We start from the raw sequence: 12,825 nt of genomic DNA, 5'->3' as shown, positions 1-12,825 counted from the left end.
TCTCGTTAGCGGGAGGCGAATTCTACAGCGTTACACGCTGCTGTCAACACCTCTTTTTAACCGCTTTCGATCGAGAGGATCGAAACGCTAACAAGGCCACTTTCGCTGCCTTATCAGCTCCTTTCGGGCTTCGATGAACTGAAGCGTGATCGCTGTCGAAATCTTCGTAACTCGTTGAATCTCAATGAGTTTTCCGTTTCGACTGCGCCGGAAGTGGGGCGAATTATAGACATGTAGAATCTGCCGTCAACACTTATTTTCATAAATCTGTCACATCGGTCAAAAAAGCCCATAAATGCCAAGGCCGGCCCTCTCGGGCCGGCCTTGAGCAGCGTCTTGCTTAAAGGCTAGGGAAAGCGAATTGCGAAGCCTCATGGCTGGCCCGTTGCGGCCAGCGCTGGGTAATGGCCTTGCGGCGAGTGTAGAAACGCACACCATCAGGACCATAGGCATGCAAGTCGCCGAACAGCGAACGCTTCCAGCCACCAAAGCTGTGGTAGGCCACTGGCACCGGCAGCGGTACGTTGACCCCCACCATGCCCACTTCGATCTCGTCGCAGAACAAGCGCGCAGCCTCACCATCCCGGGTAAAGATGCAGGTGCCATTGCCATACTCATGATCGTTGATCAGTTGCATGGCCTCTTCCAGGCTGTTGACCCGCACGATGCACAACACCGGCCCGAAGATCTCTTCTTTATAGATACGCATCTGCGGAGTCACGCGATCGAACAGGCAGCCACCCAGGAAGAAGCCCTCCTCGTGACCTGCCACGCTCAAGCCACGGCCATCCACCACCAGCTGTGCGCCGGCAGCCACGCCGTCTTCCACATAACCGCTGACCTTGTCCTTTGCCTGGGCGGTGACCAGTGGCCCCATGTCCAGGCCGCAGGAAGTACCGGCACCGATCTTCAGCGCCTTGATCTGCGGCACCAGCTTGGCCACCAGGGCATCAGCCACCTGGTCTCCCACACACACCGCAACCGAAATCGCCATGCAACGCTCGCCGCAGGAACCATAAGCCGCGCCCATCAGCGCACTGACGGCATTATCCAGGTCGGCATCCGGCATCAGCACCGCGTGGTTCTTCGCCCCGCCCAGCGCCTGGACGCGCTTGCCGCGCTTGGTGCCCTCGGCATAGATGTATTCGGCAATCGGCGTCGAGCCGACAAAACTCAAGGCCTTGACCTCCGGCGCCTCGATCAGCGCATCCACCGCGGTCTTGTCGCCATGCACCACGTTCAGCACGCCCTTGGGCAGCCCGGCCTCATGCAGCAGTTGGGCGATCAACAGCGTGGAGCTGGGATCACGCTCGGAAGGCTTGAGGATGAAGCAGTTGCCACAGGCAATCGCCAGCGGGTACATCCACAACGGCACCATGGCCGGGAAGTTGAATGGCGTGATACCCGCCACGACCCCCAGCGGCTGGAAGTCGGACCAGGCATCGATGTTCGGCCCGACGTTACGACTGAACTCGCCCTTGAGGATTTCCGGCGCTGCGCAGGCGTACTCGACGTTCTCGATGCCACGCTTCAACTCGCCAACGGCATCCTCCAGGGTCTTGCCATGTTCTTCGCTGATCAGCTGGGCGATACGCGCTTCGTTCTGCTCCAGCAATTGCTTGAAGCGGAACATCACCTGGGCACGCTTGGCCGCCGGTGTATTGCGCCAGGCCGGGAATGCCGACTTGGCGGAATCGATGGCCTGCTGGATGGTCTCGCGACTGGCCAACGGCACTTTATGGATCGCCTGGCCAGTGGACGGGTTGAAGACATCGCTGCTGCGACCGCTATCACTTACCAACTCACCATGGATCAGGTGGGAAATCAGGCTCATGCGCAAACTCCTGGAAAGAGGAAAGGCACAGGCGCGAACCACTTCGCGCCTGCTGCTATATAAGAAGGATCGGATCAGTCGAGCTTGTTCAGCACTTCGCCAACTGCGTCGAACAAACGGTCGAGGTCCTGCGGCTTGCTGTTGAAGGTAGGGCCGAACTGCAGGGTGTCGCCACCGAAGCGCACATAGAACCCGGCTTTCCACAGGGCCATGCCGGCCTCGAATGGACGCACGATCGCATCGCCATCGCGAGGCGCGATCTGGATCGCCCCCGCCAGGCCGAAGTTACGGATGTCGATCACGTTCTTCGCACCCTTGATACCGTGCAAGGCTTTCTCGAAGTGCGGCGCGACCTCGGCCACGCTCTGCACCAGGTTTTCCTTTTGCAGCAGGTCCAGGGCCGCCAGGCCGGCCGCACAGGCCACCGGGTGCGCCGAATAGGTGTAGCCGTGGGGGAATTCCACCGCGTACTCGGGAGTCGCCTGGTTCATGAAGGTCTGGTAGATCTCGGAACTGGCGATTACCGCGCCCATGGGGATCGCGCCGTTGGTGACCTGCTTGGCCACGCACATCAGGTCCGGCGTCACACCGAAGCTGTCGGCGCCGAACATCGCGCCAGTACGCCCAAAGCCAGTGATCACTTCGTCGAACACCAGCAGGATGCTGTGCTGGTCGCAGATTTCCCGCAGGCGCTTGAGGTAACCCTGTGGCGGCACCAGTACCCCAGCGGAGCCGGCCAACGGCTCGACGAACACCGCGGCGATGTTGGAAGCGTCATGCAACTCGATCAACTTCAGCAACTCTTCGGCCAGGGCGATACCGCCCTGCTCCGGCATGCCCCGGGAGAATGCGTTGCTGGCCAGCAAGGTATGCGGCAGGTGATCGACATCCATCATCGCCTGGCCGAACAACTTACGGTTGCCATTGACCCCGCCCAGGCTGGTGCCGGCGATGTTCACGCCATGATAACCACGGGCCCGGCCGATCATCTTGGTCTTGGTCGGCTGGCCTTTCAGGCGCCAGTAGGCCCGCACCATCTTCACCGCGGTGTCAGCACACTCGGAGCCGGAATCGGTGAAGAACACATGGTTCAGGTTGCCCGGGGTCAGGGCGGTGATTCTCTCCGCCAGCTGGAACGACAGCGGGTGGCCGTACTGGAAACCCGGCGAGTAATCCAGGGTGCCCAACTGCTTGCTCACCGCCTCCTGAATTTCCTTGCGTGAGTGGCCGGCGCCACAGGTCCACAGGCCGGACAACGAGTCATAGACCTTGCGACCCTTGTCATCCACCAGCCAACTGCCCTCGGCGCCAACGATCAGGCGCGGGTCGCGCTGGAAGTTGCGGTTGGCGGTATAGGGCATCCAGTGAGCGTCGAGCTTGAGCTGACTGGCCAGGGACTGGTGGGCGTTTTCCGGCATGTTCATGGCAAAACCTCGCAAGGCAATGAAGCGGCGTAGGAATGATGCAGCGTTGTTGCGGCTAAGTTGCCACGGCTATAAAGTCGATGAAATCCAACTTTAATAACCTTCAGTCAGCCGCCCACTAAACTATGAGCCTTCATCGAGCCGACCCACTGGCGCAAGTCAGCGACTTCGACATCCGCCTCTTGCGCATCTTCCGCAGCGTGGTGGAGTGCGGCGGGTTTTCCGCCGCCGAGACGGTCCTCGGCATCGGCCGCTCGGCCATCAGCCAGCAGATGAGCGACCTGGAGCAAAGGCTCGGCCTGCGCCTGTGCCAACGTGGGCGCGCCGGGTTCTCCCTGACCGAGGAAGGCCGTGAGGTCTACCAGTCGACACTGCAACTGCTCAGCGCCCTGGAAAGCTTTCGTACCGAGGTCAACGGCTTGCACCGCCATTTGCGCGGCGAGCTGATCATCGGCCTCACCGACAACCTGGTGACCCTGCCCCACATGCGCATCACCCACGCCCTGGCGCAATTGAAGGAACGCGGCCCGGACGTGCAGATCCAGATCCGCATGATCGCCCCCAGCGAGGTCGAGCAAGGGGTACTCGACGGTCGCCTGCACGTCGGCGTAGTGCCCCAGGCCAGCGCCCTGTCCGGCCTGGAATACCAACCCTTGTACGACGAACGCTCGCTGCTGTACTGCGCTGTCGGCCACCCGCTGTTCTATGTGGATGACAAGCAGCTGGACGACCAGCGCCTCAATGCCCAGGAGGCCATTGCCCCAACCTTCCGCCTGCCGGCCGAGATCCAGGCCCGCTACCAGGCGCTGAACTGCACCGCCAGCGCCTCGGACCGCGAGGGCATGGCCTTCCTGATCCTCACCGGGCGCTACATCGGCTACCTGCCGGATCACTACGCCAGCCTGTGGGTACAGCAAGGCCGGCTGCGGGCACTCAAGCCCAGGTCCAGGTTCTACGACCTGAACCTGTCGACGGTCACCCGCAAGGGCCGGCGCCCGCACCTGGTCCTGGAAAGTTTCCTGGAAAGCCTGGCGACCACCCGATGAGCCGCTGGCTTTTGTCGCGCCAAGGCTTGTCTGTTCAAGCCGGGTAGGCTATCAACGCACAGGCTGTCCCCCACAGACTCGCTCGGAAACCTCCATGAACCTTGAAGTCCCTGCCCACAGCGCTGCCCACCCAGGCAAACCGGCCAGCCGCATCCGCCAGAAGAACGAGCAAGCCATCATCCAGGCCGCCGAAGACGAGTTCGCCCGCCATGGCTTCAAAGGCACCAGCATGAACACCATCGCGCAGAACGCCGGGCTGCCCAAGGCCAACCTGCACTATTACTTCACCAACAAGCTGGGGTTGTACGTCGCGGTGCTGAGCAACATCCTCGAGCAGTGGGACAGCACCTTCAACAGCCTCACCGCCGCGGACGACCCGGCCGAGGCGCTGACCCGCTACATCCGCGCCAAGATGGAGTTTTCCCGGCGCCAGCCACAAGCCTCGCGCATCTTCGCCATGGAGATCATCAGCGGCGGTGAATGCCTCAGCGAATATTTCAGCCAGGACTACCGCGCCTGGTTCCAGGGCCGGGCCAGCGTGTTCCAGGCCTGGATCGACGCCGGCAAGATGGACCCGGTGGACCCGATGCACTTGATCTTCCTGCTGTGGGGCAGCACTCAGCACTATGCCGACTTCGCCAGCCAGATCTGCCGCGTCACCGGCCGCAGCCGCCTGACCAAGCAAGACATGGAAGCCGCTACCAACAACCTGCTGCGCATCATTCTCAAGGGCTGCGGCCTGTCACCTGTGGAAAAAGCCTGAACCCCATGCCCTCTACCCTGGCCGGCCTTTGCGAATACCGCGAGGAGATTCGCAAAAGCCGCTTCATCACCTTCGCCGCACCCATCACTAGCACCGCCGAGGCCCAGGCCTTCATCCAGGCCTACAGCGACGCCGACGCCTCGCACAACTGCTGGGCCTGGAAGCTGGCCGACCAGTACCGCAGCAATGACGACGGCGAACCCGGCGGCACAGCCGGACGACCGATCCTGGCCGCCATCGAAGCCCAGGACTGCGACCAGGTGGCAGTCCTGGTGATCCGCTGGTACGGCGGTATCCAGCTGGGCACCGGCGGCCTGGCCCGGGCCTATGGCGGTGGCGCCAATAAATGCCTGCAGGGGGCCGAACGCATCGCCCTGGTCAACCGGGTGCCGTTGCGCTGCGCTTGCAGCTTCAGCGAACTGGCCCTGGTCAAGCTGCGAGTCGCCGAGCTGGGCGGGTTGCTGGTCCAGGAAGACTTCACCGCCAATGGCGTGGAGCTGCAACTGGCCCTGGGTGAAGAGCAGATCGACACCCTGCAACGGCAATTGGCCGACCTGAGTCGCGGACGCATCCTCCTGCAACGTTGAAACTGCCGGCCTTGGCTGTGCATAACAGGCCATTGAAAAACGTAGGCGAGGCAGCCAGCGCAAGGCAAAAACAGGCGAAAAAGCGCAGTTCACGAGTGGTCAATGAGCATTTTGACCGGGCTGGCGCACCAGAGTGTTTTTAACGCAGCGATGGCAACGCAGGTAGTTTTTCAACGGCCTGATAAACACTCTGCGTCATGGCAATTGCCCACATCTACTGTGCACCCGGCTGTGGATAACCTGAGCAAATAGCGCTGTAGCCCTTTTGCAACGTGGCTTCGCCGACATTGATCATTTTTCGTCCAAAAGCTTCCGCCGTGGATTTTTTGCACCACAAAACAGCCAGTTAGCTCGGTTTATCGCGCTTGGAAGATAAGCCGGCCAGGCTTATGCCCAAGTTTCGAGCTTGCACACAAATACTGTGGAGCAAACTGTGGATAACCCGTGCAACGCTGCGTGTACCGCAGGTTGCACAGGGCCTGGGCGCTGCTGCTCACTTTTTGTCCAGCCCCAGGTTCACTGCGGCGAAGGTACCGGCGCAAACCCGTCGCCGTGATTATCGGCGCGCACCGGCAACCACTGGGCCACGCCCCAGGCTAGCTCGAAGAACAGGAACACACCGATCAGCAGCGTGCCCCCCTGGGCCAGGGCATACGCCATCCAGGTGGCGAACAGGAAGCGTCCCAGCGCGTCATAACGACCGAATGTCGGTTGTGGATCGCGAATCCGCAACAGCGACCACACGCAGACGATCGATCCCATCAAGTTGGCCAACAGCATATGCATGGGCTCGAATGGCGGCAGGTCCCCCGGCAGATCCAGTGCCAGGGCCAACTGCCCCAGCAGCCCATGCAAGGCCATGAAGCTCCAGGGCGTCACAAAGGCCATGGTCATCAACAGGTCGTACCAGCCGCTGGCCCGGACCAATTTTCGGTACTGCGCATTCGTCCACATCATCAATCGCTCCATGGATTAAAGGAGCGCGCAGGCTAAAGCCTGGAGTATGCTCCAGGGTCAACCCCCTTCGAGCCCCCCTTATGCGTATCGGAGAATTGGCCAGCGCCTGCGCCGTCAGCCGCGATACCCTGCGCTTCTATGAACAGCGCGGGCTGATCGCCCCAAAGCGCAGCGCCAACGGCTATCGTGACTACCCTCCCGACATGGTCCAGCTGGTGCTCTACATCAAGACTGCGCAACGCCTGGGCTTCAGCCTCGGGGAAATCAGCAGCAGCGTCGGCGCCCTGTGGCGCAGCACCAAGCCAGACCAGGCCGTTGCGCAATTGCTGCAAGACAAGCTCGAGCTGATCGAAACCCGCATCAACGAACTGGACCTCTTGCGCCGCGAGCTGCAACAAAGGCTCGGGCAAGCCTGTCCACTGAATCCGTGATCTTCACTCATCAAGGAGCCTCACTATGTCCACGGCAAAAACCGCACTGATCATCGGCGCCTCCCGGGGCCTGGGCCTCGGCCTGGTCCAGCGCCTGCTCGAAGACGGCTGGCAGGTCACCGCCACCGTGCGCAACCCGCACAAGGCCGAGGCCCTGCAAGCTCTGGGCAAAGTGCAGATCGAACAACTGGACATGGACGACCAGCACGCCGTGCTCGCCCTGAGCCAGAAACTCAAGGGCCAGGTGTTCGACCTGCTGTTCGTCAACGCCGGGGTCAAGGGCCCGGACAACCAACTGCCGGGCCAGGCCACCCAGGCCGAGGTCGGCCAGCTGTTCTTCACCAACGCCGTGGCACCGATCAACCTGGCCCAGCGTTTCGTCGGGCAGATCCGCCCCAATACCGGGGTCCTGGCGTTCATGAGCTCGGTACTGGGCAGCGTGACCATGCCCGACGCTCCCGAGCTGGCGCTGTACAAGGCCAGCAAGGCGGCCCTGAACTCCATGACCAACAGCTTCGTCAGCCTGCTCGAACAACCATTGACCGTGCTCTCGCTGCACCCGGGCTGGGTCAAGACCGACATGGGCGGCGAAGGCGCCGACATCGACGTGCTGACCAGCACTCGCGGCCTGATCGCCCAGGTCAATGCCTACACCGGCAAGGGCGGTCACCACTTCATCAACTACAAGGGCGAGACCATTCCCTGGTAACCCCGGAACAGGTGGCCGCCACAACCTGCGGCCACCTTCGGCAAAGGCTCTGGAACCGGGCCCCGGACAGCGGTTTTGTCCCCCGGCAAAACTTTCGCTAGACTGCTCCACTCGCCCCACGGCGACCCTGGATCAGCAGACAGGGCAACACTGAGCTGGCTAACCTGAACCCACTTTCAGAGGAGCCGGCCACCATGCCTGCGACCCGTACCTGGTTAAAAAATCCCCTGGCCATTTTCACCGGCAACGCCCTGGACGCCCGCGGCGGCCTGGTGCTGCAAGACGGCCTGATCGTCGAAATCCTCGGCCTCGGCCAACAGCCCGCAAGCCCCTGCCAGGAAGTCTTCGATGCCCGCGAGCATGTGCTGCTGCCGGGCCTGATCAACACTCACCATCACTTCTACCAGACCCTGACCCGGGCCTGGGCCCCGGTAGTCAACCAGCCGCTGTTCCCCTGGCTCAAGACCCTGTACCCGGTCTGGGCCCGCTTGACCCCGGAAAAACTCGCCCTGGCCACCAAGGTGGCGCTGGCCGAGCTGCTGCTCTCCGGCTGCACCACCGCCGCCGACCATCACTACCTGTTCCCCGACGGCCTGGAAAACGCCATCGACGTGCAAGTCGAAGCCGTGCGTGAACTGGGCATGCGCGCCATGCTCACCCGCGGTTCGATGAGCCTTGGCGAAAAGGACGGCGGCCTGCCACCGCAACAGACGGTGCAGGAGGGCCAGGTGATTCTCGACGACAGCCAACGGCTGATTCAGCAGTACCACGAGCGTGGCCCTGGCGCGCAGATCCAGATCGCCCTGGCGCCCTGCTCGCCGTTCTCGGTGACCCCGCAGATCATGGCCGCCAGCGCCGAAATGGCCGAGGCCCTGGACGTGCGCCTGCACACCCACCTGGCCGAGACCCTCGACGAAGAAGACTTCTGCCTGCAACGCTTCGGCCTGCGCACCGTGGACTACCTGGACAGCGTCGGCTGGCTCGGCCCGCGCACCTGGCTGGCCCACGGCATCCACTTCAACCCGGACGAAATCGCCCGCCTCGGGCAAGCCGGCACCGGCATCTGCCATTGCCCGAGTTCGAACATGCGCCTGGCGTCCGGCATCTGCCCCAGTATCGAGTTGACCGACGCAGGGGCGCTGTTCGGCCTGGGCGTGGACGGCTCGGCGTCCAATGACGCCTCGAACATGATTCTCGAAGCGCGCCAGGCGCTGTACATCCAGCGCTTGCGCTACGGCGCCGAGAAAATCACCCCGGAGCGTGTACTGGGCTGGGCGACCCAGGGCTCGGCAAGCCTGCTGGGCCGCACCGACATCGGTGAACTGGCGGTGGGCAAACAGGCGGACCTGGCCTTGTTCAAGCTCGATGAACTGCGTTTCTCGGGTAGCCACGATCCGGTTTCGGCACTGCTGTTGTGCGGTGCAGATCGCGCGGACCGGGTGATGATTGGCGGCAAGTGGCGGGTACTCGATGGTCAAGTCGAAGGGCTGGACCTCAAAGGCCTGATCGCCGATCACAGCCAGGCGGCCCGGCAACTGATCGCCAATACCTGACCCATGCCTCCTGCGGCGGGGGAGCAGATCCCTCGCCTGCGTTCCAAGCCGGATCGGCCTGGTGAAACATGGTAGTTTGCGCCCTCAAAATAGCTGTCATAGGGACATTACGTGAGACACAAGCACGGACTGGCGCTTTGCGTCGCGCTGCTGATTTCAGGCTGTAGTAAACAGGAGGTTGCAGGTCCCGCCAGCAAAGTACTGCCACCTGCAAAAGTTGCCGAAATAGCTTCCACCATCAACCGCAAGTACCCGGACCTCTCCGCGCAAAATCGCGCTGCCGTGCTGAGCACGGTCGTCCGCTCGCTGGACAACATGGTGCGGATTGAAGGTGGCGAATTCCAGATGGGCGATTTCGGTTGGCCCCGTGGCTTCGACCCACATGCCTTGTGCCAATGGCCCTGCGGCGTGGACCCGGCGAAAATGGAGCGGATCAGCCTCGAGGTCGATGACGACTTCGTCCACCCCGTCAAATTGAGCAGCTATTACCTGTCCTCGCTGCAAACCACCCTGGGCGATTTCGATCTGTTCTTCCTCGCGCAAGGCAAGCCGCCATTCGACACGGCCCTGCGTAACCGCGCCGAAATGCAGCACCTCTACCAAGAGAACCTGCCCGCCCCGGCGTCTCGAGACTGGCAAGAAGCCAAGGATTATTGCGGCTGGCTGGCAGAGCTCAGTGGTTATCCGGTCGATCTTCCGACCGAGGCCCAATGGGAATATGCGGCGCGCAACCGTGGCCAGCCGGTGATGTTCGCCACCGACAACGGCAACCTGGACTACGGCCGCAACTTTCCGGCGCCCGACGACAACCAGACCTTCGCCGTGGACCGGTTCGTGCCCAACCCCCTGGGCCTCTACAACCTCACCGGCAATGCCAGCGAATGGGTCAACGATTGGTACGATAAACACTACTATCGCGAGTCTCCCGTGGAGAACCCGCAGGGGCCGCAAACCGGCATTTATCGGGCGCAACGTGGAGCGAACAACGTGTCTGCCAACGACCCGACCTTCTCGCCTTCGGCCAGCACCGTGCGTCGTTGGCGTTGGGGAGCACTCGCGGCCTGGAATGCCCCCGGTGTCAGCTTTCGCTGCGCCATCCAGTCGGCACAGCCGCTTTAAAGGCCGAGCAGCGAGAGCATGATGAAGGTGGCGAACAGCACGAAGTGAGTCATGCCTTCGATGGCGTTGGTTTCGCCATCGTTGAGGTTGATCGCGCTGACGATCAAGGTGATGAACACCATCACCGTCTGCACCGGCGTCATGGCCATCTGGAACGGTTGGCCGGTGTACAGGGCCATGGCCTCCATCACCGGCACCGTCAGGATCACCGTCGACAAGGACGCCCCCAGGGCCACGTTGACCACCGACTGCATGCGGTTGGCCAGGGCTGCGCGCAACGCGGTGAGGATCTCCGGTGCAGCGGAAATCGCCGCCACCAGGATCGCCGTGATCACCGGTGGTGCGCCGGTGCCTTCCAGGCCCAGGTCCAGGGTCTTGGACATCACCTCGGCCAGGGCGCCGATCACCACCACACCGAACACCAGGATGCCGATGCTCCAGGCCAGGTTGACGGTAGCGGGCTGTTCCTGAGCCTCTTTATGGCGGCGTTTCTCCGGATAGCTGTAGCTGAAGAAGTAGCTGTGTGGCCCGACCTGCATGCGCAGGAACAGGGTGTAGAGCACCACCATCGCGCCGATGGTGAAGGCCGAGGAGACCTTCCAGTCGCTTTCGGGAATGAACTCCGGCACCACCATCGACACGCCCATGGCGGTGAGGATCATCACGCTGTAGGTCCGCGCCGAATCGTCGTTGTAGGGCTGCTCGCCATGCTTGATGCCGCCCATCAGCGCGGCCAGGCCGAGGATGCCGTTGATATCCAGCATCACCGCCGAATAGATGGTGTCGCGCACCAGGGTCGGCGAAGCCTCGTTGCTCATCATGATCGCCAGGATCACCACCTCCACCAGCACCGCAGCCAGGGTCAGGATCATGGTGCCGTAGGGGTCGCCGACCTTTTCCGCCAACAGCTCGGCGTGATGGGCCACCCGCATCGAAGCCACCACGATGAAACCGATGAGCACCAGCCCGGCGAGCAGGGCGATGCCCTGGCCGCTGTTGAGCAAGAGGTGTTCCAGGGGATAGGCGGCCAAGGCAGCCAGTAGCGCAAGCAGCAGGAGCTTTTCTTGCTTGAGGGAAGTGAGCATTGCAGTCCTTTGACGGAATGGAAAAACGGACACAGGAGATGACCTGGAGACTGCATCGAGTCACTAATGTTTCGTTACATCTTAGAAGAATCGACTTCCAGGGGCCTGGCCGCACGCCCCCTCGGTCAGGTTTTACCGGACATTCGTCGCGCCCGCTGTAGAATGGCGGCTTTTTCGGACCCGGTGAAAACCGGCGAGGAGCGCAACCGTCGGCCAGCCCCCAGAGAAGGGGAAGCCCAGGTGTCGCCCCTCCTCGCAGCCCCCCGCACCTGATGAGACAACACCATGTATGACTGGCTGAACGCCTTGCCCAAGGCTGAACTGCACCTGCACCTGGAAGGTTCCCTGGAGCCCGAGCTGCTGTTCGCCCTGGCCGAGCGCAACAAGATCGCCCTGCCCTGGAGCGACGTCGAGACCCTGCGCAAGGCCTACGCCTTCAACAACCTGCAAGAGTTCCTCGACCTGTACTACCAGGGCGCCGACGTGCTGCGCACCTCCCAGGACTTCTACGACCTGACCTGGGCCTACCTGCTGCGCTGCAAAGAACAGAACGTGATCCACACCGAACCCTTCTTCGACCCGCAGACCCACACCGACCGTGGCGTGCCTTTCGAAGTGGTGCTCAACGGCATCGCCAGCGCCCTGAAGGATGGCGAGCAGCAACTGGGCATCACCAGCGGCCTGATCCTCAGCTTCCTGCGCCACCTGAGCGAAGAAGAAGCGCAGAAGACCCTCGACCAGGCCCTGCCGTTTCGCGAAGCCTTCGTCGCCGTGGGCCTGGACAGCTCCGAGATGGGGCATCCGCCGAGCAAGTTCCAGCGGGTGTTCGACCGGGCCCGCGCCGAGGGTTTCCTGACCGTGGCCCACGCTGGCGAAGAAGGTCCGCCGGAGTACATCTGGGAAGCCCTGGACCTGCTCAAGATCCAGCGCATCGATCATGGCGTCCGGGCCTTCGAGGACGAGCGGCTGATGCAGCGGATCATCGACGAGCAGATTCCGCTGACCGTCTGCCCGCTGTCCAATACCAAGCTCTGCGTGTTCGATCACATGTCCCAGCACAACATCCTGGAAATGCTCGAGCGCGGCGTGAAGGTGACGGTCAATTCCGATGACCCGGCCTACTTCGGCGGCTACGTCACCGAGAACTTCCATGCCTTGTACACCGATTTGGGCATGACCCGGGAGCAAGCCCAGCGCCTGGCCCAGAACAGCCTGGACGCCCGCCTGGTCAAGCCGTAAGGCCAGCCTGCCGGAATCGCTGCCACAGGCAGCACCTTCCCCAGGCGCCCTCTTGCAAGGGCGCCTGGGGCTACGCAA

General features: G+C 62.4%; 12 protein-coding genes. 8 read left to right on the top strand and 4 right to left on the bottom strand.

The window, feature by feature from the left end; all coding sequences use genetic code 11:
• Positions 1–340: 340 nt before the first annotated feature.
• Both GDH07_RS24840 and aptA read right to left on the bottom strand, forming a co-directional pair.
• Entirely contained in the window at positions 341–1,834 is a 1,494-nt protein-coding gene (locus GDH07_RS24840) for a CoA-acylating methylmalonate-semialdehyde dehydrogenase (RefSeq protein ID WP_152899181.1), read from the bottom strand.
• Positions 1,835–1,908: 74 nt separating this feature from the next.
• Positions 1,909–3,258, bottom strand: coding sequence for an omega-aminotransferase AptA (aptA, locus tag GDH07_RS24835; RefSeq protein WP_053132178.1), 1,350 nt, complete (start codon positions 3,256–3,258; stop codon positions 1,909–1,911).
• Between the two features lie 125 nt (positions 3,259–3,383).
• On the opposite strand from aptA, the gene GDH07_RS24830 reads away from it, so the two are divergent.
• From GDH07_RS24830 to GDH07_RS24820, 3 genes are all read left to right on the top strand, one after another.
• Entirely contained in the window at positions 3,384–4,304 is a 921-nt protein-coding gene (locus tag GDH07_RS24830; protein ID WP_152899180.1) for a LysR family transcriptional regulator, read from the top strand.
• Between the two features lie 94 nt (positions 4,305–4,398).
• Positions 4,399–5,067, top strand: a complete 669-nt coding sequence (locus tag GDH07_RS24825) for a TetR/AcrR family transcriptional regulator (RefSeq protein ID WP_152899179.1) — start codon at positions 4,399–4,401, stop codon at positions 5,065–5,067.
• A 5-nt stretch (positions 5,068–5,072) separates the two neighbouring features.
• The gene (locus tag GDH07_RS24820) at positions 5,073–5,654 is read left to right on the top strand and encodes an IMPACT family protein (RefSeq protein ID WP_022642120.1); all 582 of its coding nucleotides are present in this window, start codon (positions 5,073–5,075) and stop codon (positions 5,652–5,654) included.
• A 516-nt stretch (positions 5,655–6,170) separates the two neighbouring features.
• Here GDH07_RS24820 and GDH07_RS24815 read toward each other — a convergent pair.
• Positions 6,171–6,608, bottom strand: a complete 438-nt coding sequence (locus tag GDH07_RS24815) for a hypothetical protein (RefSeq protein ID WP_031320809.1) — start codon at positions 6,606–6,608, stop codon at positions 6,171–6,173.
• An 83-nt stretch (positions 6,609–6,691) separates the two neighbouring features.
• Here GDH07_RS24815 and GDH07_RS24810 point away from each other — a divergent pair, with 83 nt between their 5' ends.
• The 4 genes from GDH07_RS24810 to GDH07_RS24795 all read left to right on the top strand — a co-directional run bounded on the left by GDH07_RS24810 (position 6,692) and on the right by GDH07_RS24795 (position 10,423).
• Positions 6,692–7,042, top strand: coding sequence for a MerR family transcriptional regulator (locus GDH07_RS24810; protein ID WP_022642118.1), 351 nt, complete (start codon positions 6,692–6,694; stop codon positions 7,040–7,042).
• 25 nt (positions 7,043–7,067) lie between these two features.
• A complete protein-coding gene (locus GDH07_RS24805; protein WP_152899178.1) occupies positions 7,068–7,751 on the top strand; it encodes an SDR family oxidoreductase in 684 nt (227 codons plus the stop codon).
• A gap of 194 nt (positions 7,752–7,945) precedes the next feature.
• Entirely contained in the window at positions 7,946–9,304 is a 1,359-nt protein-coding gene (locus GDH07_RS24800) for an 8-oxoguanine deaminase (protein ID WP_022642116.1), read from the top strand.
• 111 nt (positions 9,305–9,415) lie between these two features.
• Positions 9,416–10,423, top strand: coding sequence for a formylglycine-generating enzyme family protein (locus GDH07_RS24795; RefSeq protein WP_343038331.1), 1,008 nt, complete (start codon positions 9,416–9,418; stop codon positions 10,421–10,423).
• Here the strand turns inward: GDH07_RS24795 and GDH07_RS24790 are convergent.
• Positions 10,420–11,508: a calcium:cation antiporter gene (locus GDH07_RS24790; RefSeq protein WP_152899177.1), complete on the bottom strand. Its 1,089-nt coding sequence runs from the start codon at positions 11,506–11,508 to the stop codon at positions 10,420–10,422. The genes GDH07_RS24795 and GDH07_RS24790 overlap by 4 nt on opposite strands.
• Positions 11,509–11,793: 285 nt before the next feature.
• On the opposite strand from GDH07_RS24790, the gene GDH07_RS24785 reads away from it, so the two are divergent.
• Entirely contained in the window at positions 11,794–12,747 is a 954-nt protein-coding gene (locus tag GDH07_RS24785) for an adenosine deaminase (RefSeq protein WP_053132184.1), read from the top strand.
• Positions 12,748–12,825 lie beyond the last annotated feature (78 nt).

Source organism: Pseudomonas piscis, assembly GCF_009380155.1.
Lineage (GTDB): Bacteria > Pseudomonadota > Gammaproteobacteria > Pseudomonadales > Pseudomonadaceae > Aquipseudomonas > Aquipseudomonas piscis.
The sequence above is the reverse complement of the archived record's forward strand: the minus strand, read 5'-3'. Positions and strand labels throughout refer to the sequence as shown.